General features: G+C 59.1%; 25 protein-coding genes and 1 riboswitch. All 25 genes read left to right on the forward strand.

Annotation, left to right across the window (positions count from 1 at the left end):
* Nucleotides 1-15 precede the first annotated feature (15 nt).
* The 25 genes from nusA (at nt 16) to AC0CW1_RS02835 (ending at nt 24,502) form a co-directional block, all read left to right on the forward strand.
* Nucleotides 16-1,344, forward strand: coding sequence for a transcription termination factor NusA (gene nusA, locus AC0CW1_RS02715; protein ID WP_488181556.1), 1,329 nt, complete (start codon nt 16-18; stop codon nt 1,342-1,344).
* Nucleotides 1,341-1,610, forward strand: a complete 270-nt coding sequence (rnpM, locus tag AC0CW1_RS02720) for an RNase P modulator RnpM (RefSeq protein WP_488181557.1) — start codon at nt 1,341-1,343, stop codon at nt 1,608-1,610. The genes nusA and rnpM overlap by 4 nt, the downstream gene beginning before the upstream one ends.
* A complete protein-coding gene (locus AC0CW1_RS02725; RefSeq protein WP_488181558.1) occupies nt 1,610-1,948 on the forward strand; it encodes a L7Ae/L30e/S12e/Gadd45 family ribosomal protein in 339 nt (112 codons plus the stop codon). Before rnpM ends, AC0CW1_RS02725 begins: the two co-directional genes overlap by 1 nt.
* Nucleotides 1,949-1,952: 4 nt before the next feature.
* Nucleotides 1,953-5,087, forward strand: a complete 3,135-nt coding sequence (infB, locus tag AC0CW1_RS02730; RefSeq protein ID WP_488181559.1) for a translation initiation factor IF-2 — start codon at nt 1,953-1,955, stop codon at nt 5,085-5,087.
* 85 nt (nt 5,088-5,172) lie between these two features.
* Nucleotides 5,173-5,538, forward strand: coding sequence for a 30S ribosome-binding factor RbfA (gene rbfA / locus AC0CW1_RS02735; RefSeq protein WP_488181560.1), 366 nt, complete (start codon nt 5,173-5,175; stop codon nt 5,536-5,538).
* A complete protein-coding gene (locus tag AC0CW1_RS02740; RefSeq protein WP_488181561.1) occupies nt 5,516-6,514 on the forward strand; it encodes a DHH family phosphoesterase in 999 nt (332 codons plus the stop codon). The genes rbfA and AC0CW1_RS02740 overlap by 23 nt, the downstream gene beginning before the upstream one ends.
* Entirely contained in the window at nt 6,495-7,415 is a 921-nt protein-coding gene (gene truB, locus AC0CW1_RS02745) for a tRNA pseudouridine(55) synthase TruB (RefSeq protein ID WP_488181562.1), read from the forward strand. Before AC0CW1_RS02740 ends, truB begins: the two co-directional genes overlap by 20 nt.
* Nucleotides 7,416-7,423: 8 nt before the next feature.
* Complete coding sequence (locus AC0CW1_RS02750; protein ID WP_488181563.1) at nt 7,424-8,398, forward strand: bifunctional riboflavin kinase/FAD synthetase; 975 nt, start codon at nt 7,424-7,426, stop codon at nt 8,396-8,398.
* Between the two features lie 88 nt (nt 8,399-8,486).
* Nucleotides 8,487-8,693, forward strand: coding sequence for a hypothetical protein (locus AC0CW1_RS02755; RefSeq protein WP_488181564.1), 207 nt, complete (start codon nt 8,487-8,489; stop codon nt 8,691-8,693).
* A 21-nt stretch (nt 8,694-8,714) separates the two neighbouring features.
* Nucleotides 8,715-8,939, forward strand: a complete 225-nt coding sequence (locus AC0CW1_RS02760; protein WP_488181565.1) for a hypothetical protein — start codon at nt 8,715-8,717, stop codon at nt 8,937-8,939.
* An 87-nt stretch (nt 8,940-9,026) separates the two neighbouring features.
* Entirely contained in the window at nt 9,027-9,290 is a 264-nt protein-coding gene (gene rpsO, locus AC0CW1_RS02765; protein WP_328793936.1) for a 30S ribosomal protein S15, read from the forward strand.
* 103 nt (nt 9,291-9,393) lie between these two features.
* Nucleotides 9,394-11,544, forward strand: a complete 2,151-nt coding sequence (locus AC0CW1_RS02770) for a polyribonucleotide nucleotidyltransferase (RefSeq protein WP_488181566.1) — start codon at nt 9,394-9,396, stop codon at nt 11,542-11,544.
* Nucleotides 11,545-11,751: 207 nt separating this feature from the next.
* Nucleotides 11,752-12,486: a polysaccharide deacetylase family protein gene (locus AC0CW1_RS02775; protein ID WP_488181567.1), complete on the forward strand. Its 735-nt coding sequence runs from the start codon at nt 11,752-11,754 to the stop codon at nt 12,484-12,486.
* A 64-nt stretch (nt 12,487-12,550) separates the two neighbouring features.
* On the forward strand, nt 12,551-13,402 hold the full coding sequence (locus tag AC0CW1_RS02780; protein WP_488181568.1) for a D-alanyl-D-alanine carboxypeptidase family protein: 852 nt from the start codon (nt 12,551-12,553) through the stop codon (nt 13,400-13,402).
* A gap of 195 nt (nt 13,403-13,597) precedes the next feature.
* Nucleotides 13,598-14,863 (forward strand): M16 family metallopeptidase, encoded by a 1,266-nt coding sequence (locus AC0CW1_RS02785; protein ID WP_488181569.1) that lies wholly within the window; start codon nt 13,598-13,600, stop codon nt 14,861-14,863.
* Nucleotides 14,864-15,013: 150 nt separating this feature from the next.
* On the forward strand, nt 15,014-15,286 hold the full coding sequence (locus tag AC0CW1_RS02790) for a YlmC/YmxH family sporulation protein (RefSeq protein WP_488181570.1): 273 nt from the start codon (nt 15,014-15,016) through the stop codon (nt 15,284-15,286).
* 69 nt (nt 15,287-15,355) lie between these two features.
* A riboswitch (Lysine riboswitch) is annotated at nt 15,356-15,539 on the forward strand.
* 107 nt (nt 15,540-15,646) lie between these two features.
* Nucleotides 15,647-16,450, forward strand: a complete 804-nt coding sequence (gene dapB / locus AC0CW1_RS02795; protein ID WP_488181571.1) for a 4-hydroxy-tetrahydrodipicolinate reductase — start codon at nt 15,647-15,649, stop codon at nt 16,448-16,450.
* Between the two features lie 131 nt (nt 16,451-16,581).
* Nucleotides 16,582-17,475, forward strand: coding sequence for a dipicolinate synthase subunit DpsA (dpsA, locus tag AC0CW1_RS02800; RefSeq protein ID WP_488181572.1), 894 nt, complete (start codon nt 16,582-16,584; stop codon nt 17,473-17,475).
* 20 nt (nt 17,476-17,495) lie between these two features.
* On the forward strand, nt 17,496-18,086 hold the full coding sequence (locus AC0CW1_RS02805) for a dipicolinate synthase subunit B (RefSeq protein WP_488181573.1): 591 nt from the start codon (nt 17,496-17,498) through the stop codon (nt 18,084-18,086).
* A 35-nt stretch (nt 18,087-18,121) separates the two neighbouring features.
* Nucleotides 18,122-19,132, forward strand: a complete 1,011-nt coding sequence (locus AC0CW1_RS02810; protein ID WP_488181574.1) for an aspartate-semialdehyde dehydrogenase — start codon at nt 18,122-18,124, stop codon at nt 19,130-19,132.
* Nucleotides 19,133-19,168: 36 nt separating this feature from the next.
* Nucleotides 19,169-20,386: an aspartate kinase gene (gene dapG / locus AC0CW1_RS02815; protein WP_488181575.1), complete on the forward strand. Its 1,218-nt coding sequence runs from the start codon at nt 19,169-19,171 to the stop codon at nt 20,384-20,386.
* 46 nt (nt 20,387-20,432) lie between these two features.
* Nucleotides 20,433-21,335, forward strand: a complete 903-nt coding sequence (gene dapA, locus AC0CW1_RS02820) for a 4-hydroxy-tetrahydrodipicolinate synthase (RefSeq protein ID WP_488181576.1) — start codon at nt 20,433-20,435, stop codon at nt 21,333-21,335.
* A 377-nt stretch (nt 21,336-21,712) separates the two neighbouring features.
* A complete protein-coding gene (locus AC0CW1_RS02825; RefSeq protein ID WP_488181577.1) occupies nt 21,713-23,374 on the forward strand; it encodes a ribonuclease J in 1,662 nt (553 codons plus the stop codon).
* A 151-nt stretch (nt 23,375-23,525) separates the two neighbouring features.
* The gene (locus tag AC0CW1_RS02830) at nt 23,526-24,293 is read left to right on the forward strand and encodes a ClpP family protease (protein ID WP_488181578.1); all 768 of its coding nucleotides are present in this window, start codon (nt 23,526-23,528) and stop codon (nt 24,291-24,293) included.
* Complete coding sequence (locus AC0CW1_RS02835) at nt 24,290-24,502, forward strand: YlzJ-like family protein (RefSeq protein WP_488181579.1); 213 nt, start codon at nt 24,290-24,292, stop codon at nt 24,500-24,502. The genes AC0CW1_RS02830 and AC0CW1_RS02835 overlap by 4 nt, the downstream gene beginning before the upstream one ends.
* The last annotated feature ends 78 nt before the right edge of the window (nt 24,503-24,580 follow it).

Genomic DNA, 24,580 nt, shown 5'->3' on the forward strand with positions numbered 1-24,580 from the left:
TTAGGAGGCATCCCGATGAATGTCGAATTTTTGACTGCCCTCAAAGATTTGGAACGGGAGAAGGGAATATCAAAAGAGATACTGATCGAAGCCATCGAAGCGGCACTCATCTCTGCTTATAAGAAAAACTTCGGTTCTTTGCAAAACGTGCGCGTCCACATCGATCGGACGACGGGTGAATTCAAGGTCTACTCGCGCAAAACGATCGTTGAAGAAATCACTGATTCACGCGTCGAGGTGACCTTGGCTGATGCGCAAAGGATTGACCCCAATTACCAGGTCAACGATGTGATTGAATCAGAGGTTACGCCTCGGGAGTTTGGACGCATCGCTGCCCAGACGGCCAAGCAGGTAGTCGTGCAGCGGATCCGGGAAGCGGAGCGAGGCATGATCTATGAAGAATTCTCCAACCGTGAGGGCGATATCGTCACCGGGATCGTGCAACGAACAGAGAATAAAAACGTATTTGTTGATTTAGGTAAAGTCGAAGCGCTCCTGGCGCCTTCGGAACAGATGAATGGCGAAACATACCGACATAACGATCGGATCAAGGCATACATCGTCGAAGTGAAAAAGACAACGAAGGGTCCTCAGGTGTTGATCTCGCGGACCCACCCCGGGTTGCTGAAGCGGCTTTTTGAGTTGGAAGTGCCGGAGATCCATGATGGCACTGTCGAGTTAAAAGCTGCCTCCCGAGAGGCAGGCGCTCGTTCCAAGATCGCCGTCTATTCAAAAGACGAAAACGTCGATCCCGTCGGAGCTTGTGTGGGACCGAAAGGGATGCGCGTCCAAGCCGTCGTCAACGAACTGAAGGGCGAAAAAATCGACATCGTCAAGTGGAATCCTGACCCGGCCAAGTTTGTGGCTAACGCCCTCAGCCCGGCCAAGGTCGTCACTGTGGACATCATCGAAGAAGACAAGGTGGCCCGTGTCGTCGTCCCCGATTATCAACTGTCGCTGGCGATCGGCAAGGAAGGGCAGAACGCCCGTCTGGCCGCCAAGCTGACCGGCTGGAAGATTGACATCAAGAGTGAAAGTCAGTCGAAAACAGCCAAGGCCGCTTTCGCTGACTATAATGAAGCTTACGACTCCGAATATGAAGACTTTGACGAGCAGGCCGGCGACAATTACGATGAAGCATACGACGAGGCGTATGATGACGAGGCATACGATGAGACGTATGATGACGCCTACGATGACAACTATGAGGACTACGAAGAATACCCTGACGAATATGAAGAGGGTTATGACGAAGAGCCCAACAATGCAAAAATTCCTCAGGATTCTCCTGAGTTGACCAGTGATAAAAAACCAGATGCCTCTACTCACGGAGGAAAAAAATGAATCGCCTTCGTAAAATACCCCAACGGATGTGTGTTGGTTGCGGGGAGATGAGAGACAAAAAAGCGTTGATTCGCGTCGTCCGAACTCCTGAAGGTGCGATTCTTCTCGATCCGACGGGAAAAAAGTCGGGACGGGGCGCCTATGTTTGTTCAAATACAGAGTGTTTGACAAAGGCGATCAAGGCCAAGCGGATTGAAAAAGCGCTGCGGCAGCCCATATCGCCGGAGGTAGTAGAGAACTTGAAAGCTCAAATGGGAGAGGTTTGATGGTTACGGACAAGGTCCATGGATTGCTCGGTCTCGCCCGGCGCGCCGGAAAAATCGCCGCTGGAGACAGCGCGGTGGAAGCTCACCTGAAAAAGCAAAAGGTTTTTCTTCTGTTATTCACGGAAGACGCCTCTTCCGGTGTTGTACAAAAGTACCGTCATTGGTGTGAGGACCTTGGTGTACCGATGGTGACCTACGGGCAGAAGGAGACGGTCGGACAAGCGATCGGTCTTTCACCTCGAACGCTTGTCGCCGTTCTCGACGAAGGTTTTGCCGGGGCAATCCACAAGGCGATCAACGAAACCACAACCGAATCCAGCCAAATATCGCGGAGGTGACAGAATGGTCAAAAAACGAGTTTTTGAATTGGCCCGGGATTTGGGTGTTGAGAGCAAGACTCTTTTGTCCAAATTCAACGAACTGGGTATCGATGTAAAGAATAACTTGAGCACCATTGAAGACGGTGACGTGGAGAAGGTAATGCCGCTGTTTAAAGGGAAAGGCTCGGCTTCTGGCCGTTCTGGTGAAGAGCAACATAAGACAGCCCTGAAAGAGGAGGCGAAGACACCGGCGGAAAACCGTCGTCCGGAACGTCTTGAAGGTCAACGTGCAGAAGGTCAGCGGCCCGAAAGCGGTCCTCGACTGCCCCGCCCGGAAGGCCAGCGGCCGGAAGGTCCTCGACCGCCCCGCCCGGAAGGCCAGCGACCGGACGGTCCTCGTCCGCCTCGCCCGGAAGGCCAGCGACCGGACGGTCCTCGTCCGCCTCGCCCGGAAGGCCAGCGACCGGACGGTCCTCGTCCGCCTCGCCCGGAGGGCCAGCGGCCGGACGGTCCTCGTCCGCCTCGCCCGGAGGGCCAGCGGCCGGACGGTCCTCGTCCGCCTCGCCCGGAAGGCCAGCGACCGGACGGTCCTCGTCCGCCTCGCCCGGAGGGCCAGCGGCCGGAAGGTCCTCGACCGCCCCGCCCGGAAGGATACCGACCTGAAGGCGGCCCTCGCCCGCCCCGTCCGGAAGGCCAGCGGCCGGAAGGTCCTCGACCGCCCCGCCCGGAAGGATACCGACCTGAAGGCGGCCCCCGTCCACCCCGACCGGAAGGTCAGCGTTTTGACGGTCCTCGCCCGCCCCGACCCGAAGGCGGCTTCGGTGGTCCTCGTCCGCCTCGTCCGGAAGGTCAGCGTTTTGACGGTCCCCGTCCGCCCCGTCCTGAGGGCGGCTTTGGCGGCCCCCGCCCTGGCGGCCCTGGCATGGGTCAAGGTGGCCCTCGCCCGCCCCGTCCTGAAGGCGGCTTTGGTGGCCCCCGCCCCGGCGGCCCTGGCATGGGTCAAGGCGGTCCCCGTCCGCAAGGCGGTTTTGGCGGACCTCGTCCCGGCGGCCCCGGCATGGGCCAAGGCGGTCCGCGCCCAGGTGGCGGTTTTGGCGGACCTCGTCCCGGCGGCGGTCGCCCCGGTGGCCCTGGCGGTCCTGGCGGCCCCGGACGTCCGCCCATGGGTCAGGGTCGTCCCGGTGGCGGCGGTGGCCGGCCGATCCCCAAGTCGGCTATCCCCAAGCCTCCCGAAACGACGGAAGCGCCGAAAAAAGACGGACGTCAGCGCCACGCCAACCACAAGGTGCAGCCGAAAGAACATGATCACCGCTATGAAGACCGGCCAGGCGCGAAGCTGGTCCATCCGCGCAACCAGCCCAAAGGCAAAAAGGGCATGCGCCAGATGGAGGCGGAAGCGCCGAAGCATATCCTGATCGACGAGTCTGTGACGGTGCTGGAACTCTCCCAGGCCATGGGCAAGACGGTGACCGACATCATCAAAAAGCTCATGCAACTTGGCGTTCTGGCGACCATCAACCAGGAAATCGACTCCGATACGGCCTCGATTCTCGCCGCTGATTGGGGCATCACCGTCGAGGTGAAAAAATCGGTCACCGCCGAGGAAATCCTCGCCGAAGAACCTGATGAGGCTGACGAGGATCTGATCCACCGTCCCCCTGTTGTCACGGTTATGGGCCACGTCGACCACGGCAAAACATCGCTCCTCGACGCCATCCGTGAGACGAATGTCATCGCCTCGGAAGCGGGTGGCATCACCCAGCACATCGGAGCTTACCAAGTCGAGGTCGACGGCAAGAAGATCACCTTCCTGGATACGCCCGGCCACGAGGCCTTCACGGCCATGCGCGCCCGCGGCGCCCAGGTGACTGATATCGCCGTGCTGGTCGTTGCCGCCGATGACGGCGTCATGCCCCAGACGGTGGAAGCGATCAACCATGCCAAAGCAGCCGGCGTGCCCATCGTCGTCGCCATCAACAAGATTGACAAACCGGACGCCACTCCGGACCGGGTGAAGCAGGAACTGACCGAATACGGCCTGGTTGTCGAGGAATGGGGCGGCGACACGATCACCGTTCCCGTTTCCGCCAAAGCCCGCCAGAACATCGATCAGTTGCTCGAAATGATCCTGCTGGTGGCCGAAGTCCAAGATCTGAAGGCCAACCCTGATCGGGCAGCCCGCGGTACGGTCATTGAAGCCCAACTGGATAAAGGACGCGGACCTGTGGCCACTGTGCTTGTCCAAAAAGGCACCCTCAACATCGGTGATGTCATAGTCGCCGGCACGGCTGTCGGCAAAGTCCGGGCCATGGTTGACGACAAGGGCCGCCGGGTGAAAAAAGCGGATCCGTCCATGCCTGTCGAGGTGCTCGGCCTTTCCGACGTGCCCCAGGCGGGGGACACCTTCAGCGTCGTCACCGAGGAAAAACTGGCCAAACAGGTCATTTCGGAACGGGTCAACAAGCGCAAAGAAGAGGAACAGAAGCGCACCTCCAAGGTCTCCCTCGATGATCTGTTCAAACAGATTAAAGAAGGCCAGGTCAAGGATCTGAACGTCATCGTCAAAGCCGACGTGCAGGGCTCTGTCGAGGCCTTGAAGGGAGCTCTCGAACGCCTCTCTACCGATGAGGTTCGCGTCAACTGCGTCCATGGCGGCGTTGGCGCTATCACCGAAACCGATGTGATGCTGGCGGCCGCTTCCAACGCCTTGATCCTCGGCTTCAACGTACGGCCTGACGCCAACAGCCGCAAGGCAGCGGAAGCGCAGCAGGTTGACATCCGCCTCTACCGCGTCATTTACGACGCCACCGAGGACATCAAGGCCGCTATGTCGGGCATGCTCGAACCGGAGGAAAAGGAAGTCGTTCAGGCTCACGCAGAAGTCCGGGCCACTTTCAAAGTGCCGAAGGCGGGCACTATCGCCGGTTGCTATGTCCTTGACGGCAAGATCACCCGCAACGCCGAGGTCCGTGTCATTCGCGACGGCATCGTCGTCCATGAAGGCAAGCTCGATTCGCTGAAGCGCTTCAAAGATGATGTCAAAGAAGTTGCCGAAGGATACGAATGCGGTGTCGGCATCGAGAACTTTAACGACATCCGCGAACAAGACACGCTGGAATTCTTCGTCATCGAAAAAGTACAGCGCAAGCTTGATTAAAACTCGCTAAAAATTCAATCCAAAAAACGTCGCAAGGGAGGGGGAGACCCCTCCTTCCGGCTACCGAGTTGAGGAGTTGACGACCATGGCCGGTCATCGGATGGCCCGCATGGCTGAAGAGATCAAACGCGAACTGGCGAGACTGCTCCGGGATGAGATGAAAGATCCTCGCCTGGGATTTGCCAGCATCACTGCTGTCGAGGTGTCAGGCGACGGACGGCACGCCAAGGTTTTTGTGAGTGTCATGGGCGATGAAACGGCCCGCGGCAATTCCCTGGCGGCGCTGAAGCAGGCCACTGGTTTCCTGCGCACAGAACTATCCAAGTTGCTGCGGATCCGCTATGTGCCGGAACTGGTATTCCTCTCCGACCCCTCCATCGAACGGGGAACCCGGATCGCCCGGCTGTTGACCGAAATGGAGATCCATGATGATACCGAATCGCCCCGTTGAAGGGGAACTGCGGCAGGTGATCACTCACCTGTCGGCAGCGTCCCGCATTCTCTTGATTGTCCACAAGGTGCCTGACGGCGATTGCCTCGGTTCGGCCAGCGCCATGCTGACGGCCCTGCTGGGGCTGGGCAAAGAGGCGGTGGCCTACTGCGATGATCCCGCGCCAGTGGGATACCGCTTTCTCCCGAACATCTCCCGGCTCTATGGGGCTGAAAAGATGCCCTCCTTTGAACCGGATCTGATTGTCGTCCTCGACAGCGCCGATCGAGGGCGCATCGGCAACGCCGTTGCATTATTGGATGGCAAGATCCCTGTCGTCAACATCGATCATCACATCGGCAACAGCCGGTTTGGCGATATCAACTGGCTTGATCCTGCTGCACCCGCCTGCGGTGAAATGATTTACACCCTATGTCGCGAGGCCGGCTGGCCGATCACGTCGGATGGGGCGACCGCCCTCTACACGGCAGTGATGACTGACACGGGATCTTTTCAATACGCCAACACGACGGCGGAGACGCTGCGTCTGGCCGCAGAACTGCGCGATCTTGGCGCCCGAGCCGACGAGATCCGCGAAGAGGTCTATGAGCGCAAGCCACTGGCCTATCTTCGCCTATTGTCGGTAGCGCTGCCGTCCTTGCAAGTAAGCGCCGATGGGCGTGTTGCCTGGCTCCGGATCACCGGCGAGACAATGGCGGCCTCCGGCGCCGACGCCAACGAATGCGACGGGCTGATTAACTATCCCCGCGCCATCGACGGCGTCCAAGTGGCCCTTCTCTTCCGGGAGGTCAGTAAAGGCGAGATCAAGGTCGGCTTTCGCTCCAAGGGAGACATCGATGTCTACGCCATCGCCCAGCGTTTTGGCGGCGGAGGACACCGGCGCGCCTCTGGGTGCACCTTCATAGGTTCCTTGGCAGAGGCGGAAGATCAGATCGTGCAGGCGGTGATGGAACAGCTTGGAACCGCTGGAACTTGAGGGTTTTCTCAACCTGCTGAAGCCGCCGGGGATGACCTCCCACGATGTGGTGGCCAAAGCCCGGCGACTGCTGAAAGAGAAGCGGATCGGCCATCTGGGGACACTCGATCCCGATGCCGCCGGCGTATTACCGATTGCCGTGGGACAGGCCACGCGCCTCGTCGAACTGGTGGGTGGCGTCGACAAAACCTACCGGGCCCAACTCCGTCTGGGCGCGACCACCGACAGCCAGGACGCCTCCGGACGCCTATTGGAACGGGGCGCCGTCACCCCCTTGTCTCTCGAAGACTGGGAGAAAGTGCTCCAACCGTTCCGGGGTGAGATCAGGCAGACACCGCCGATGGTCTCGGCAGTGTCGGTCGGCGGCAAACGGCTGTATGAGTATGCCCGCCAGGGGATCGAAGTCGAGCGGGCGGCCCGGCCAGTGACGATCCGCCGGATTGAGATTGTTCAGTACGATCCGCTAAACCCCGAGGAAATTATTATCGATGTGGAATGCTCGGCAGGCACCTATATCCGGACGCTCTGTCATGACATCGGCCAGCGGATCGGCTGTGGCGGCCATATGGGCTGGCTGATCCGAACTCGCAGCGGCCGCTTCTCCCTCCGAGACAGCCTCACCCTGGAGACTTTGGCGCAGGGTTTGCCGCAGGAGCGTCTGGTCAGTCCCTTCGAAGCGCTCGCCCACCTATCGGCCCTGGAGATCGGGGAAAACCGCCTTTCGGCCCTCTCCCAGGGGTTGGCCCAATACCTGCGCGGCGAAGACTGGTCGGAAGGCCAGTGGATCCGCATGCACCGGGAGCAGACGCTGCTGGCGGTGGGACAGGCGACCCAGAAGGACGGACAATGGCTCTGCCAGCCTCGCAAAGTGTTCACCCGTCTGGAAAAGAGATCGAAGTAGGTATGGCCATGAAAACCATCGTATACAACGGTCCGCTCGACAGCCGCTATCAGGCTGTCCATGTAGCATTGGGCAATTTTGACGGCGTCCATCTGGGCCACCAGAAACTGATCAGTGAGATGGTGAAAAAGGCCAGGGCCGACCAAGGAACAGCGGTGGTGGCGACCTTTCACCCCCATCCCTTGCGGTTGATCCGTCCCGAAGCAGCGCCGAAACTGATCACGCCGATGGATGTAAAAGCCGACCTGTTAGGGCGCCTTGGCGTCGACATCGTCCTTACCCTGCCCTTTAACCCGGATTTAGCGAAGCTTTCGCCGGAGGAATTTGTTCGGCAGGTGCTCCATGAGCACCTACGGGCCGAATCAGTGATGGTCGGCTTCAATTACAGTTTTGGCCGAGGCGGCAAAGGGACGCCGGAACTGCTCTGGGAGCTGGGCCACCGCCTCGGGGTCCGGGTGCGGGTGATCGACGCCGTGACCATCGCCGGCGAGCCAGTCAGTTCCACGTCGGTGCGGTCAGCCTTTGAGAAGGGCGAGATGGAGCGGGCCGCCGACCTGCTCGGCTACAGCCCCATCCTGCGTGGTCCTGTCGTGCCGGGCGATCAGCGGGGGAGGAGCATCGGTTTCCGGACGGCCAACGTGGAGACGCTGACGGAGCAGTACCTGCCCGACCGGGGGGTCTATGCCGCCTGGGCCCGCTCAGAGATCCTGCCTGAAGGCGTCATGGCGGTCGTCAATATTGGGGTCAAGCCGACCTTTGGGATGGGCTTGGCGGAGACGGTGGAAGCCCACCTGATCGATTTTGACGGCGAACTCTACGGACAGACGTTGACGCTCCACCTGCTGCGCAGGATGCGTCCCGAGATGCGCTTTCAGAGCCCCGAACAACTGGTGGAACAAATTCATGCCGACCTGCAGGATACACGGCACTTTTTTCACTCTCAGCGGGAACATATCTTTCCGAACCGGATCATAGAAATATGAACACCGAAATGCTCTCTGATTGCCTGCCTTTACTTCGGCAAATGGCTGTGCTACAATGTTTCTTGTGACTCCGGGGAAGGAGGCGCCCATGGGACTGCCGTTGATCGACGAGCATCACCAGCAACTCCGCTCTATTGCCGGCGAGGTAGCCCATATCTGCGCCAGCGAGGAGTTCCTGGCTTTGAAGTCCGAACTGGAACTGCTCTACCAGATGGCTGGAGCAGAAGAACCAGCGCGGTTAGCCTTTCAGGACGCCCTGTACGCCTTGTTGAACGACAAAAGCGACTGTTCCTGAAATGGATGGCGGTGGGGAGCCATGCATCGCGTCATCGTGACGGACCATGCCCGCAAGCGCCTGTACAACCTGCGCCAGGACCGCATCTCGGTCAACGACATCGAAGCTGCAGCCCATGAAATCCCCGGGCATATCCCGACAGCGACCCGCTTTCGCGGATTTATGGCCCGTTCTGGCCGGGTTTTTGATCTCGTCATCAAAGACATCGCCACCGGGCGGCTGGTGATCACCATCATCGGCAAATGACTTTGTTCCATCGGCTCAGATTGCCGACCCTCCGACGGCTTTCTTGGCTTTTGGAGAATAATGTGTAAGGAGGTGACATGGATGGCATTGGACAATGTGCGCAAGCAGGAGATTATCGGCAAGTTCAAGCAGCATGAAAAGGACACCGGTTCTCCGGAAGTGCAGATCGCCATCCTCACGGATCGGATCAACTACCTGACGGGGCACCTGAAAACCCACAAGAAGGATCACCACTCCCGCCGGGGACTGCTGAAGATGGTTGGTCAGCGCCGCAATCTGTTGGCTTATCTGAAGCGAACCGATATTGAGCGTTATCGTAAGCTTGTGACCGAGCTTGGGCTTCGTCACTAAAAAAAATGGAAAGAACGGGGAAACCCGTTCTTTCTTGCGTATGGGCGAGTTTTTTTCATGATGGAAGGAAATACTAACATATACGTCGAATATCTTAATGTTTATGAGAGGAGGGTATATTTCCTTGCAAGTATTCTCCATGGAAATTGCCGGACGCACCCTGACGGTTGAGACGGGGCGGATAGCCAAACAGGCCGGCGGCTCTGTGCTTGCCCGCTACGGCGATACGGTCGTGCTGGCGACGGCGACAGGCTCGAAAGAACCTCGGCCGGGCATCGACTTTTTTCCCCTGACCGTCGATTACGAGGAGCGTCTCTACGCTGTAGGAAAAATACCGGGCGGTTTCATCAAGCGAGAAGGTCGTCCCACTGAAAAGGCCATCCTGTCGGCGCGATTGATCGACCGGCCGATCCGCCCCTTGTTTCCCAAAGGTTTCCGCAATGACGTCCAGGTCGTCGCCACCGTCATGTCTGTCGATCAGGACTGCCCCCCCGATATCGTGGGCATGATCGGCGCTTCCTGCGCCCTCAGCCTGTCCGATGTCCCCTTTGAAGGTCCCATCGGCGGCGTACTCGTCGGACGGGTCGACGGCAAGCTGCTGATCAACCCGACGATGGAACAGGCTGAAAAGAGCGATATGCACCTGGTCGTGGCCGGAACGAAGGACGCCGTGATGATGGTCGAAGCCGGCGCCAACGAGGTGCCGGAAGAAGACATGATCGAGGCGATCATGTTTGGCCATCAGGAGATCCAGCGCATCGTCGCCTTCCAAGAAGAGATGGTGGCTGTCGCCGGCAAGCCGAAGCGGGAAGTGCCTCTAAAACAGACCAACCCTGAAGTCGATCAGGCTGTGCGTGAATACGTGGGCGACAAGCTGCTCAAGGCCATCCAAAACCCGGACAAGCTGTCCCGGGAAGCCGATATCCAGGCAGTCATGAAGGAGACGGTGGAGGCGCTGCTTCCTCAGTTCCCTGAAGAGGAGAAAGGCATTCGCGCTGTTCTCGATACGATGGAAAAAGAGATTGTCCGCAAGCTGATCACCGTGGACAAGCAGCGGCCTGACGGGCGGAAGGTAGATGAAATCCGGCCCATTTCCGTTGAGGTCGGTATCCTGCCCCGCACCCATGGCAGCGGTCTCTTCACCCGTGGACAGACCCAGGTGCTCAACGTCTGCACCCTGGGCACCATCGCCGATCTGCAGATCCTCGACGGTCTCGGCGTGGAAGAATCGAAGCGCTACATGCATCACTACAACTTCCCGCCCTACAGCGTCGGCGAGACGCGACCCATGCGGGGACCGGGCCGCCGGGAGATTGGCCACGGCGCTCTGGCGGAGCGGGCGCTTCTGCCGGTGATTCCGTCAGAAGACGAATTCCCCTACACCATCCGTCTCGTCTCTGAGGCGGTGGAATCGAACGGTTCCACGTCGATGGCCAGCGTCTGCGGCTCCACTCTGTCGCTGATGAATGCCGGCGTGCCGATTAAAAAACCTGTCGCCGGCATCGCCATGGGCCTGATCAAGGAAGGGGAACACTTCTCCATCCTCTCCGACATCCAGGGCATGGAAGACCATCTCGGCGACATGGACTTCAAGGTGGCTGGCACTGCCGACGGCGTGACGGCGCTTCAGATGGATATCAAAATCCAGGGCGTCAACCGGGAAATCCTCACCCAGGCACTGCAGCAGGCGAAAGAAGGCCGCCTCTTCATCCTGAACAAGATGCTGGCTGTCATCGACAAGCCTGCTGCCGAAATGTCCCCCTATGCGCCGCGGATCATCACCATGTCCATCGACCCTGACAAGATTCGGGAAGTCATCGGTCCTGGCGGCAAGGTGATCAACAAGATCATCGCTGAAACAGGCGTCAAGATTGACATCGAAGACGATGGCCGCATCTTCATCGCCGCTACCGACACAGAGGCGGCCAACAAAGCCGTCCGCATCATCGAGAGCATCACCGCCGATGTGGAAGTGGGCAAGGTCTACACGGGCAAGGTAACGCGGATCATGAACTTCGGCGCTTTTGTCGAAGTCCTGCCCGGCAAGGAAGGCCTCATCCACATCAGCCAACTGGCCGAAGAGCGGGTGGCCAAGGTGGAGGATGTGGTCAAGATCGGCGACGAAGTGACCGTCAAAGTCGTCGAGATCGACAAACAGGGACGGGTCAACCTCTCCCGCAAAGAGGTGCTCAAGGCCAACAAACCGGCTGTGACCGGCGGCGCCCGGCCTGACGAGATGCGCAAACGGTTCTAATTATGAACCGTTTGCGCCCCGCAAAGGGTCATTACCCGGTCAAATCGCTCAACCCATTGAGCGACGCAACGATATCGAGTACTAATGTGAACAGGCAAACTCAGCAACGAGTTTGCTTTTCTCGTTTTCGCCTTCTCGTCGACTCGCTACAGGCATAGATCTCTAGGGATCAGCCGATAGACCTGAGTTGCCGAAAGGGGGAGAACCATGCGCACCCTCTTCATCCCCTGGGCGTTGATGCGAGTGCTCCTGACCTTGACCGTCCTTTGCCTGCTGCTGGCCGGTGTGACCCAATATGTGATCACCCATAACCAGGAATTCTCAGAGACGACTGGTCGCGGCGATGTTGACGGTGTTGTGCGGCGGGGGCCACTCGTCGATAAGGTAGCCCTGACGATCAATGTGGACTGGGGGCAGGAACACATCCCGGCGCTGCTCGACAGCCTTTCCCGCCATCAGGCTAAGGCCACCTTTTTTTTTACAGGTCGCTTTGCCGACAAGTTTCCCGAGTATGTGCAGAAGGTCCACCAGGCCGGTCATGAGGTGGGCAATCATGGCTACTCACACCCCCATCCCACCCAGATCGCCGATTCAGCCAACCGGGAAGAGATCCGGCGGACCCATGCCGCCCTGGAAAAGCTAACCGGTGTGGCGCCCAGGTGGTTTGCCCCGCCCTATGGGGAACATGACCAGCGGTTGGTGGCGGTGGCTGGAAAGGAAGGGTACCGACTCATCCTCTGGACGGTCGATTCGGCGGATTGGCTTAAGCCATCGCCTCAGGAGTGGATGAGGCGCGTGACGGCGGGAATCGGCCCGGGCGCCCTGATCCTCATGCACCCAACACCGTCGACGGTCCAGGCGCTGCCATCGTTGCTCAAATATATCGAGGAAAAAGGCTGGAAAGCGGTCACCTTGACGGAGTTGATGGAGCCAACCGAATGACCATAAAAAAAGCGATCCTGTGCAATAATAAACCCGGCAGTAGCTTGCCGGGGAGGAAGGAAAGGTGGCCCTTACACGATCACGGTCAAAATCGACGTTCCAATCGCTGTCACTTTCCTTGTCCCTCGTTCTGCCTTTGTCGCTCTGTCTGTTCCTTACCCTGACTTGCCCGGACCGGTGCTTCGCTGAACCGCAGGTGACAGCCGACGCAGCGGTGCTGATGGACGCGGAAACGGGAAAGGTCCTCTTTCAGCGGAATGCCCACCAATCCCGCCCGCCCGCCTCGACGACAAAAATCGTCACGGCCTTGTTAGGCTTTGAGTTCGGCAATCTGGAAGATGAGGTCATCATCAGCCAGAAGGCGGGGAGCACCGGGGAGGCGAGCATCCATCTGTTCCCCGGCGAGCGGGTCGCTCTGGGCGATCTGCTGACAGGGGCGCTCGTGCGGTCGGGAAACGACGCCTGTGTGGCCATCGCCGAGCACATCGCCGGCAGTGAGGAATTCTTCACCTTATGGATGACGGCGAAGTCGCGCATCATGGGGGGGCAGAGCAGCCAGTTTTTCAACACCAACGGGTTGCCTCACAAACAGCACTGGTCCAGCGCCTATGACCTGGCGATCGTGGCTCGTGAAGCGATGCGTCGGCCGGAGTTCGCCGCGGCGGTGAAAAGCCGCCACGCCCAGTTGAAGAACCGGCAAGGCTGGCCGAGGGAGATCAAGAATACGAACAGACTGCTCTGGATGTACCCTTTTGCTGACGGGGTAAAAACGGGGACGACCCGCGCAGCCGGCGCTTGCCTCGTTGCCTCAGCGACGAAAAACAACCGCCAGTTGATCGCCGTCGTGCTCCATTCGGATGATCGTTTTGGAGACAGCCTTCGTCTCTTCGAATATGGCTTCAATCAGCCGAAGTGAACCGGGAATGCTCCCGGTCTTTTTCATCGCCCCATAGGACTTAAAAATCGGACAGGAGCATTGGAGTCGCACCGTTGACAGCGAGACGCCGGGCTGATACACTTCGGGGTACTTAAGAAAAAGCTCCCGTCCACAACCCCTTGGGGGCGGGATGAATCGTAATTGGGCTTCTTGGATGCCTTCAGGAGGAAAAAGATGGTTCACAAGACAGTGTTGCCGAACGGAGTCCGGATTGTGATGGAGCCGATCTCCCATGTGCGTTCCGTAGCTCTAGGCGTCTGGGTGGCTACCGGTTCGAGAGATGAAGACCAGACGGTGACGGGCGTGTCCCACTTCATCGAACACATGTTGTTTAAAGGAACGGTGAAACGGACGGCCAAGGACCTGGCAGAGGTGCTCGAAGCCGTCGGCGGCCAATTGAACGCCTTCACATCAAAAGAATACACCTGTTATCACGCCAAAGTCTTGGATGATCACTTCGATCTGGCCCTCGACGTGCTGGCTGATATGTTTTTTCACTCCCGATTTGAAGGCGACGACATCGAGCGGGAACGCCGGGTGATCCTGGAAGAGATCAAGATGTATGAGGACTCTCCTGACGAACTGGTCCATGACCTGCTCTCTGATGCCATGTGGCCTGTCAGTTCACTCGGCCGGTCGATCCTCGGGACCGTCGAGTCGATCCAGGGGATGGAGCGGGAGCGCATGCTCAGCCACTTCCGGTCGGAGTATTCTGCCGACCGGACTGTCATCGCCGTCGCCGGTTCGATCGATCCGGAAAAGACGCTGGAAAAGATCAAAGGGTACTTCGTTTCGATGGATGCGACGAAGCAAACCTACCGGCGCCCTCGACCGGAGATGCTGCACAAGAGCGTTTTTGAGCATAAGGATGTGGAACAGGTCCAGATCTGCCTGGGCACCCAGGGCCTCCCCCAAGAGCATCCCGACATCTATGCCATGCACGTCCTGAACAACGTTATCGGCGGCGGCGCTTCGTCCCGCCTGTTCCAGGAGATCCGGGAGAATCGCGGCCTGGCCTATTCGGTTTACTCTTTCCACTCCGCCTTTTCCGATACGGGCATGTTCGGCCTCTATGCCGGAACGAGCCCCGACTTCGCCGAAGAGGTCCTGGAACTCTCCCTGCGCGAAATGGCTCGTATCCGGGAAGAAGGGATCCGCCCTGAAGAGTTGAAACGGACCCAGGAGCAGATCAAGGGGAGCCTCTACCTCGGCCTGGAGAGCGTCAACTCGCGGATGACGCGCCTCGGCAAATCAGAGGTTTGCTATGGCCGCTTCGTCCCGCCGGAAGAGGTTATTGAACGGGTCTATGCGGTGACTCTTGACGATGTGACCAAGGCGGCTCGGTATCTCTGGACGCCGGAGCAGTGCGCCCTGGCCGTCGTCGGCGCCAAGCCGCTGGCGGTGGAACTGCCTGATCTCTTGAAAAAGACAGGCTGGTAAAACGATCGGCCTTCTCGTGTCGAGCTCTGAATGCTGCTGCTCCCGGCGTTGGCGCCATGGTCCCTGAGGCGCTCCGGTTTTTCTCTCCTGCTTCTATTTTCCAGCCCTGCTGCGTATAGTGGGGTAGGGGGACAAGGAGGGGGGGCGCCGATGCGTCTCAGCGAACTGGTGGGCAAGGAGATCGTCAACCTGACGACTGGCGAGCGCCTCGGCGCTGTCGGTGATTCTGATCTGGTGATCGATGAGAAGAGCGGCGAGATCGACGCCATTATTCTGCCGCCACGGGGCAACTTTGGCGGCTTTTGGTCTGACCGGGAACCGCTGATCATCCCCTGGGACGCTGTCGTCAAGGTAGGAGCCGAGGTGGTCATTGTCGAACTGGACGATACATACCGGCGCACATCCCGGCGTTTTTCCTTTTAACGTTTACCTGTTGACGTCCAGGGATGTCCCATGATACCATCAACGTAATCAACTGAATATACCTCCCAGTGGAGAGGTAGAGGCGCGGTTTGTCAAGAGTACCTGGAGGAGTCCGACGGTGGATGATGATACCGGAGGGAAAGGGGCAACCGCCGAAGTCTGGAGTGACCGTATTGCTCACAGGCTGGGTCCGGGCATAAGATGTTCGGAACTGCCATCTGGTAATTCGACCGGGTGGAGCGCTATCCAATCGTACGGGGACGGTGGAAACCAGCTTCCGAATGCTATTTTTTGGGAGCACCGCCTGAACTCCATGCGGTGTTCCCTTTTTGTATTCATTTTTAGTGTGGGGGATGGGCCATGTCAGAGAGGATCAGAGTCCTGGTCAGCGGCGCCAGGGGGAAAGTGGGCCGCGAGGTAGTCAAAGCAGTCCTAGGAGACAAATCGTTGGAATTGGTCGCTGCCGTCGATCACAACAGTATCGGAGAGGACGCGGCTGTCCTGGCCGGCTTGCCGGCTTGCGGGATCCTGCTGCAAGGCGATCTGGCCGCGGCGATTACAGAGACACAGCCGCAGGTGATGGTGGATTTCACCAGTCCGGCATCGGTCATGGAAAACGTGCGCATTGCCCTGATGGCTGGCGTGGCGCCTGTCGTTGGGACGACAGGCCTTTCGACAAAAGACATGGAAGAGATCGCCGAACGGGCTGCCGCCAATGAGACAGGATGCCTGATCGCGCCCAACTTCGCCATCGGCGCGCTGCTGATGATGCGCTTCGCCCGCGATGCCGCCCGCTTCTTCCCTCATGTGGAGATCATCGAATACCACCACGATCAAAAACTCGATGCGCCCTCAGGGACAGCCATCAAAACAGCCGAGTTGATCCGGGAAGAGCGGCGTTCGCTCAAGCAGGGTCACCCCCAGGAAGAAGAAAAAATCGAAGGTTCTCGCGGCGGCGACTTCGATGGGATGAGGATTCACAGCGTCCGCCTGCCGGGTCTGGTGGCCCATCAGGAGGTCATCTTCGGCGCCCTCGGTCAGACCCTCTCGATCCGTCACGACTCCATCAGCCGCGAATCCTTCATGCCCGGCGTGCTGGAGGCGATCCACCGGATCGGCGCCTATAAGGGTCTCATCTACGGGCTAGATAAAATTATTTTTTAACGCCGACATCGACATAGCGATTTCTTCGACGCAATGATCTTTGACAATCACATCCTGCACACCTCTGGGCGACTTGCCTCATATATTAAAAAGAGTTTCACTGTTTCTGGTGGAGGAGGTTTTGAACACCCATGACGACCCTTCAAGGAATCCCTTTGGCGGTGATGGGAGGGGACGCGCGGGATCAGATCCTCGTACGCCGCCTGGCTGAGCGGGGCGCAACGGTCGATGTGATCGGCCTGCCTGTGGAGGAAACGGAACGGGTGCGGATCATGAAAGACATCCCCTCGACCTTGGCGGGAAAAGCGGCGCTCCTCCTGCCCATGCCGGGCGTTGACCTTGAAGGCCGCGTCTACGCGCCGCTCCATCATCCGCCCTTGCGCCTGGAGGAAGCTCACTTGACCCTGCTGGCGCCGGCCAGCCCCCTCTTTGTCGGCGTGGCCCGGCCCAATCTGCGGCAGATGGCGCAGTCTTGCGGCCACCCTCTGATCGAGGTGGCTGAAATGGACGAATTGGCGATCCTGAACTCGGTGCCTTCGGCAGAAGGCGCTCTTCAGATCGCCATGGAGGGGTTGCCGATCACGATTCACGGCAGCCGCAGCCTGGTGCTCGGCTTCGGCCGCGTGGGCCTCACCCTGACCCGCCTTTTACATGCTATGGGATCAAAGGTGACTGTCGTCACTCGCGATGCCGGGCACCGGGCCAGGGCGTGGGAGATGGGGGCTACCGCCGAGACCTTTTCCGCCCTGGGCGCTGTCCTGGCGGAGACGGATATCGTCTTCAACACCGTCCCAGCCCCTGTGCTGGGCGAAAAGGAACTGGCAGCGATGAACCGTGAAGCCTTGATCATCGACCTGGCCAGCGCGCCAGGTGGGACGGATTTCGAAGCGGCCCGTCGCTTGGGAATCCGGGCGCAGCTTGCCCCCGGTCTGCCGGGGAAGGTAGCGCCGAAGACGGCCGGGGAAATCCTCGCACGTGTCTATCCCGACCTGATCGCGCAGCATGTCCCTCACAGAGACGGGTAACACCCCGGGAGGTGTGCAGGATGCCTTTGCAAGGAACTCGCATCGGTTTTGCCATCACCGGATCCCATTGCACCATCGCCGATGTGCTGCCGATCGCAGCCCGGCTGGTGGACGAAGGGGCCGTCGTTGCACCGATTTTTTCCGAGTCGGTCGCCCACACAGACACCCGCTTCGGGCCTTCATCTCAGTGGAAGGAAGAGATGGAGCGCATCACCGGGCAGAAGGTGCGCAGCACGATTGTGGATGCCGAGCCGATCGGACCGCAAAAAATGCTGGACATCGTCGTCATCGCGCCATGCACCGGCAACACGCTGGCCAAACTGGCCAACGGGATCACCGACACGGCTGTGCTCATGGCGGCCAAAGCGCAGTTGCGCAATCTCCGCCCTGTGCTGCTGGCCATATCGACCAATGACGGCCTCAGCAACAACCTGAAAAACATCGGCATGCTGATGAATATGAAAAACGTATACATGGTGCCTTTCGGCCAGGATAATGCCATGACGAAAGCCAACTCGCTCATCGCCCGGATGGAGTTGATTCCAGAGGCGATCGAGGCGGCGCTGGAACAGCGGCAACTGCAGCCAGTCCTGCTCGCCAACCCGTCATAACAGGCCGAAGGCGCCAGTTAAGGAGGATCTTACAGATGAAAAAATACAATGTAGCCATCGTCGGAGCGACTGGCGCCGTCGGCCAGGAACTGCTGAAGGTATTGGCGGAGCGGAATTTTCCCGTCGGCGAGTTGCGTCTCCTAGCCAGCGCCCGTTCGGCCGGGAAAGTCATCTCTTACCAGGGGCAGGCATACACCATCGGCCTCACCGATGAGAAGGCATTTGCGGGCATCGATATCGCCCTCTTTGCCGGCGGATCGGCGTCGACCGAATTCGCCCAAGCGGCGGTTGAAGCGGGCGCTGTCGTCATCGACAACTCCTCCGCCTTTCGCATGGATCCGGAGGTGCCCCTCGTCGTCCCCGAAGTCAACCCGGAGGATGTGGACGGGCACAAAGGGATCATCGCCAACCCCAACTGCTCCACCATCATCTTGGCCGTCGCCTTGAAACCGCTCCATGACGCCGCCGGCATCGAGCGGGTCGTCGTCTCCACCTACCAGGCTGTATCGGGTGCCGGGAAGGAAGGCATCACCGAACTGACTGAGCAGACCGGCCAGGTCCTGCGCGGGGAGCCGGTGCAACCGAGTGTCTTCGCCCACCCCATCGCCTTCAACCTGATCCCCCATATCGATGTCTTCCAGGATGGGGATTACACCAAGGAAGAATGGAAGATGATCAAGGAAACCCGGAAGATCCTCCACGAAGCGGATATGCGGATCACCGCCACCACCGTCCGGGTTCCCGTCTACCGGAGTCATTCCGAATCGATCAACATCGAATTCAAGCGGAAAATCACTGCCGCTGAAGCGAAGGAAATTCTCGCCAAAGCCCCAGGTGTCATCGTGATTGACGACGTGCAAAACAAAAAATATCCGATGCCTCTCTACACCTCCGACAAGGATGAGGTCTTTGTGGGCCGGATCCGGGAGGACCTTTCCACCGACAAGGGCCTCAACCTCTGGGTGGTGGCCGATCAGATCCGGAAAGGCGCGGCGACCAACGCCATTCAGATCGCAGAAGTGCTGATTCAACGAAACCGGATATAACCCTTCCCCAGCGGCGGCAACCGGGAGTGAGACACTTTGAGGATTGCCGTCCTGAAATTCGGGGGAACCTCTGTCGCCAATGAAACAAAGCGAAACCATGCGGTGCAGCGGATCCGGGAAGCGCTGGAGGAAGGGCGCCGGGCGATCGTCGTCGTATCGGCCATGGGCCGCAAGCCGGAACCTTACGCGACCGATACACTGCTCTCGCTGGTGCGTGATGTTGACCCCGACCTTCCGTTGCGCGAGAAGGATCTGCTGATGGCCTGTGGGGAGATCATCTCGGCCGTCGTCATGACCGCTTGCCTACGCAGGGCGGGGGTGGCGGCGACCAGTCTCACCGGCTGGCAGGCCGGCATCGTCACGACGGAGCAATACGGCGACGCCCGCATCCAGCGGATTGACGGTGACCGCATCCGCCAGGAGCTGGAACAGGAGCGGGTGACTGTCATCGCCGGCTTCCAAGGATCGAGCGAGCAAGGCGAAATTGCCACCCTCGGTCGCGGGGGTAGCGATACGACGGCTGTAGCTGTCGGGGCGGCTCTAGGGGCCGAGGTGGTTGACATCTTTACTGACGTGAAGGGCGTCTACACGGTAGACCCACGTCTGGTGAGCGACGCGCGCGTCCTCTCCTGCGTCTCCTACCAGGAGGTCTGCCAACTGGCACAGGAGGGAGCGAAAGTCATCCATCCCCGCGCTGTGGAGATCGCCATGAAGCATCACCTGTCTGTACGCGTCCGCAGCACTGACCATCCAGACAAGGGGACCCTCATCTGCACACCGGAGCATCATGCCTGTGATGATTATCGTTTTGACCGCCTGATCACGGGCATCGCCCACACCGCCCCGATCACCCAGATCAAGGTGAATACATCCCAGTGGCCTGACCCGGCTTTGACAGGACAGACTGTCTTTCAAGCCCTGGCCGAAGCAGACATCAGCGTCGACTTCATCAATGTCCACCCGGCGGCGGTGATCTTCACCATCCCTGATGAGATCACCGCCAAAGCGACACGGGTCCTCGAAGAACTGGGGCTCTGTCCCGAAGTCCGCCAGGGTTGCGCCAAGGTGGCTGTCGTGGGCATCAACATGACCGGCGTCCCCGGCGTGATGGCCCAGATCGTCGTCGCTCTCAACCGGGAAAAGGTGCCGATCCTCCAGTCGGCCGATTCGTACACCACCATCTGGTGTCTCATCCCTGCGAAAGACCTGACGGCAGCGTTAAAGGCCCTGCACCGGCAATTCTGCCTCACCTGAAAGAGACAGCCGACCCCAAACCGGAGAAAAAGGAGAGAACGATAGAATGGAATTTGGCAGACTGATCACGGCCATGGTGACACCATTCAATGACCGCTTGGAGGTCGACTACGCCCAGGCGGCAGAGTTGGCCAATTATCTGGTTAACACGGGGTCGGACGGCATCGTTGTGGCCGGAACGACCGGCGAGTCGCCCACCTTGACGAAGGATGAAAAAATCCGCCTCTTTTCCACCGTTGTCGACGCGGTCGGCGATCGCGCCACCGTTATCGCCGGCACCGGTTCCTATGACACGGAGGCGACGATTGAACTGAGCCGCAAGGCCAAGGAAGCCGGCGTTGACGGCCTGCTGCTCGTAGGCCCTTACTACAACAAGCCGCCCCAGGAAGGCTACTATCAGCACTTTGCCGCTGTCGCCAAGGCCGTTTCCGTGCCGATCATGCTCTACAACATCCCCGGGCGGACCGGCTCGAACATCCTTCCGGCCACGGTCAAGCGGCTGATGGCCTTTGACAACATCGTCGCCATCAAGGAAGCTGCCGGCAGCATGGATCAGGTCTCCGAGGTGGTCCGCCTGGCCCGGCCTGATTTCAAGGTCTACTCCGGCGACGACTCGCTGACCCTGCCCATCCTCTCTGTCGGCGGCCACGGCATCGTCAGTGTCGCCGGTCACCTGGTGGGCACGGAGATCCAGAAAATGATCGCCGCCTGCATCAACGGCAACATCCAGGAGGCGGCCCGCATCCACCAGGAGCTCTATGGGCTCTTCAAGGGCCTCTTCATCACCTCCAACCCGATTTGTGTCAAGGCGGCCCTCAACCTGCTCGGGCGGCAGGTCGGCGGCGTCCGCTTGCCGCTGGTGCCGGCCAATGACCAAGAGATCGAAGCGATGCGGCAACTGATCGAATCCTATGGACTGGACGCCTCCTGCGAGGAGACGGTGGCGTAACGTTTTTTGTCGTTCGGAGATGTTCCTGATCATCAATCGGCCTACTCATCACAATGATAGAAGTGTCGCTCTCCCTTTGGGGAGGGCGTATTTTTTTGCGTTGATGATCGGCAAGAAGCGGGGAAGGGACCCATCAGGGAAAACTTGTATCCTGGGCACAATGCTTGTATAATAATAAAGCATGGGTTGTGCGGTTTGGTTTTTGAGGTTTGCGGTGGCGGCGGGGCCGGAAAAAAGCAAGCCTCGGTTCAGAAATCGGAACGAAACCCTTCCAGTCGGGAGGGCCTTTTTGTTGTGTCATGAGTTGCTCGAACGCGTCGCTGAACGTTGTTTCGCAAGAGAAGAGAATTGTCGTGGATAGAAAGAGGAGGAATGCTATGGGCGCGGGGGACAAAGTAAGCATCATCCCCTTAGGTGGTTTGGGTGAAATTGGAAAAAACATGACCGTCATCAAAGTGAATCAAGAACTGCTGATCATCGACTGTGGGATCATGTTTCCCGAAGACGAGATGCTCGGCATCGATGTGGTCATCCCGGACATCACCTATCTGATCGAGAACCGCGATGCCATCCGCGGCATCATCTTGACCCACGGCCATGAGGACCATATTGCCGCGCTGCCGTATATCCTGAAGGAACTGCGAGTGCCTGTGTACGGCACACGGCTCACACAGGCCTTGGCGGAAACCTATCTTAAAGAGCAGAACATCCAGACATCGACCATCTTTCATACGGTCAAGCCGAGGGAAATTTTCCGCGTCGGCGCGATTCGTGTTGAGTTCATCCGCGTTTGCCACAGCATCCCTGACGCTGTTGCCGTGGCGATCCACACGCCGGCCGGCGTGGTCCTCCATACGGGCGATTTCAAATTTGACCAGACGCCGGTCGACGCCGAGTTCACCGACTACTACCGCCTGTCCCAATTGGGTGAGACCGGCGTGTTGGCGCTGCTCTCCGACTCCACCAACGCCGAAAAAACGGGCTTCACCCCTTCAGAAAAAGCCGCCTATGGCAAGCTGGAAGAGGTCTTTCGCCTGTCCAAGGGGCGGATCATCGTCACGACCTTTGCCTCATCCCTCTACCGGATCCAACAGGCTTTTCAAGTGGCCGCCCGCTATCGCCGCAAGGTCGTCGTCGTCGGCAAATCGATGCAGGAGGTCGTTCAGGTGGCCCGGACCAACGGCTACCTGGAGATCCCGCCGGGTACCCTTTGCGATGAAGGGAACTGGAACAACATCCCCCAGGACAAGTTGGTCCTGTTAACGACGGGCCACCTGGGAGAGCCCATGTCAGGGTTGATGCGCGGCCCCTGGACCGATGCGCGGCTGAGCAATTATCAGCCCGGCGATACGGTAATCATCTCGGCCAGCCCCGTGGCTGGCAGTGAAAAATCGGTTCACCGGACCATCGACGGCCTCTGCAAGCTCGGCGCCGATGTCTACCATGAGGCGTCAGGCGGACACATCTCGGGCCATGCCAGCCAGGAAGAACTGAAGATGATGATCAACCTGATCCGGCCCAAATTTTTCATCCCCATTCAGGGCGAGTACCGCATGTTGATCCGCCATGCCCGGGTGGCCCGCGATGTGGGCCTTTCCCCGGACAATATCTTTGTGCTCGAAAACGGCCAGGTTCTTGAACTGACGCCGAAAAAGGGCAGTCTGGCCACACGGGTGGCCGCCGGCCGGGTGCTCGTCGACGGCCTGGGCGTGGGCGATGTGGGCAACATCGTGCTTCGCGACCGCCGCCAGTTGTCCCAGGACGGCATCCTGATCGTCGTCATCACCATTAGCAAGGAATCGGGACAAGTCGTCGCCGGACCGGACATGGTCTCACGCGGCTTCGTCTATGTGCGCGAAGCGGAAGAACTGATGGAAGAGGCCAAGGTCAAGGTGCGGCAAGCCTTGGAAAAGTCGGGCGAACGGCGTGTTACCGAGTGGGCGGCCATCAAGACGAACGTCCGCGACGTGCTGTCGAAGTTTTTATATGAAAAGACGCGCCGGCGTCCCATGATCCTGCCGATTATCATGGAAGTATGATTTGAGTTCTCCCCCTGGTGCGCCATATAACGGCGTTCCAGGGGCATCGTTCTCCATTCGGCGCCCTCCGGTCGGCGAATGGTTCCCTCTTCTCTGGTGCAAAATAGGGAAATGAGGGAATTCAACGCCAAAAGGAGGACATTGTCGGCTCATGGTAGAACAGTTTGAAGAGACGCCGGATGTAGAACCGAAAACGGCCAAGCCGGAGCAACCGGGGGTAGCGCCGCTGAAGCCTGAAGAGTCGCGGGGACGCCGCATTGATGCCCTGAAAGAACTGGGCGAGACGGAAGTCCCGGGCGCGAAAAGCAACATCCACTGCCTGACCATCGTCGGCCAGGTGGAAGGCCACATGATCCTGCCGCCCCAGAACAAGACGACCAAGTACGAGCACATCCTGCCCCAACTGGTCGCCCTGGAGCAAAGCAAGGACATCGAGGGCGTGCTGCTGATCCTGAACACGGTTGGCGGCGACGTGGAAGCTGGCCTGGCTATCGCCGAGATGATCGCCAGCCTCTCGAAACCGTCCGTCTCCATCGTCTTAGGCGGCGGCCATTCCATCGGCGTGCCCATCGCTGTATCGGCCGATTACTCTATGATCGCCTCGACGGCGACGATGACGATCCATCCCATCCGGTTGACGGGCCTCGTCATCGGCGTCCCGGCCACCTTTGAATACCTTGAGAAGATGCAGGACCGCGTCGTCGCTTTTGTGACGCGCAACTCTCGCGTCACGCCGGAAAAGTTCAAGGAGCTGATGTTCAAGACGGGTGAACTGACCCGGGACATCGGGACGGTCGTCGTGGGCAAGGAAGCCGTCGAGTGCGGCCTCATCGACGCCGTCGGCGGCATCAGCGAAGCCGTGAAAAAGCTGAACGAGCTGATCGAGGAGCGACGGAACAACAAGGGGTTGTTGCAATGATCCTCTACACGCCGGTTCCGATGGAAACGATTTTTCAAGGGACGACGCCCGATGTACCGACCATGTCGGTGGTCTCCTACAAGGGCAGGACTGTGATGGCTTATAACCGGGGAGACGGGCGCTACGAATTGACGCGCCTGTTGACCTCCGATCCGAAGGATTACCTGGATCCGGAACTGCAGCCGGGAAGGGACATCTTTCCCGATTAAGACCCGACAAAAAGCCACCCCGCTGGGATGGCTTTCCTTTTGCGCCAATGACAACACGATTTCAATGACATGCAGGGT

It is taken from the genome of Heliomicrobium sulfidophilum (assembly GCF_057715735.1).

Excerpts from the sequence above, each read along its gene's own strand:
- rbfA (WP_488181560.1), top strand. The coding sequence starts at position 5,173 with ATGGCCGGTCATCGGATGGCCCGCATGGCTGAAGAGATCAAACGCGAA.
- AC0CW1_RS02750 (WP_488181563.1), top strand. The coding sequence starts at position 7,424 with ATGAAAACCATCGTATACAACGGTCCGCTCGACAGCCGCTATCAGGCT.
- AC0CW1_RS02805 (WP_488181573.1), top strand. The coding sequence starts at position 17,496 with ATGCCTTTGCAAGGAACTCGCATCGGTTTTGCCATCACCGGATCCCAT.
- dapB (WP_488181571.1), top strand. The coding sequence starts at position 15,647 with ATGTCAGAGAGGATCAGAGTCCTGGTCAGCGGCGCCAGGGGGAAAGTG.
- infB (WP_488181559.1), top strand. The coding sequence starts at position 1,953 with ATGGTCAAAAAACGAGTTTTTGAATTGGCCCGGGATTTGGGTGTTGAG.
- AC0CW1_RS02835 (WP_488181579.1), top strand. The coding sequence starts at position 24,290 with ATGATCCTCTACACGCCGGTTCCGATGGAAACGATTTTTCAAGGGACG.
- nusA (WP_488181556.1), top strand. The coding sequence starts at position 16 with ATGAATGTCGAATTTTTGACTGCCCTCAAAGATTTGGAACGGGAGAAG.
- AC0CW1_RS02770 (WP_488181566.1), top strand. The coding sequence starts at position 9,394 with ATGAGAGGAGGGTATATTTCCTTGCAAGTATTCTCCATGGAAATTGCC.
- rnpM (WP_488181557.1), top strand. The coding sequence starts at position 1,341 with ATGAATCGCCTTCGTAAAATACCCCAACGGATGTGTGTTGGTTGCGGG.
- AC0CW1_RS02775 (WP_488181567.1), top strand. The coding sequence starts at position 11,752 with ATGCGCACCCTCTTCATCCCCTGGGCGTTGATGCGAGTGCTCCTGACC.
- AC0CW1_RS02760 (WP_488181565.1), top strand. The coding sequence starts at position 8,715 with ATGCATCGCGTCATCGTGACGGACCATGCCCGCAAGCGCCTGTACAAC.
- AC0CW1_RS02790 (WP_488181570.1), top strand. The coding sequence starts at position 15,014 with ATGCGTCTCAGCGAACTGGTGGGCAAGGAGATCGTCAACCTGACGACT.
- AC0CW1_RS02830 (WP_488181578.1), top strand. The coding sequence starts at position 23,526 with ATGGTAGAACAGTTTGAAGAGACGCCGGATGTAGAACCGAAAACGGCC.
- AC0CW1_RS02810 (WP_488181574.1), top strand. The coding sequence starts at position 18,122 with ATGAAAAAATACAATGTAGCCATCGTCGGAGCGACTGGCGCCGTCGGC.
- dpsA (WP_488181572.1), top strand. The coding sequence starts at position 16,582 with ATGACGACCCTTCAAGGAATCCCTTTGGCGGTGATGGGAGGGGACGCG.
- AC0CW1_RS02785 (WP_488181569.1), top strand. The coding sequence starts at position 13,598 with ATGGTTCACAAGACAGTGTTGCCGAACGGAGTCCGGATTGTGATGGAG.
- AC0CW1_RS02740 (WP_488181561.1), top strand. The coding sequence starts at position 5,516 with ATGATACCGAATCGCCCCGTTGAAGGGGAACTGCGGCAGGTGATCACT.
- AC0CW1_RS02825 (WP_488181577.1), top strand. The coding sequence starts at position 21,713 with ATGGGCGCGGGGGACAAAGTAAGCATCATCCCCTTAGGTGGTTTGGGT.
- AC0CW1_RS02755 (WP_488181564.1), top strand. The coding sequence starts at position 8,487 with ATGGGACTGCCGTTGATCGACGAGCATCACCAGCAACTCCGCTCTATT.
- AC0CW1_RS02725 (WP_488181558.1), top strand. The coding sequence starts at position 1,610 with ATGGTTACGGACAAGGTCCATGGATTGCTCGGTCTCGCCCGGCGCGCC.
- dapA (WP_488181576.1), top strand. The coding sequence starts at position 20,433 with ATGGAATTTGGCAGACTGATCACGGCCATGGTGACACCATTCAATGAC.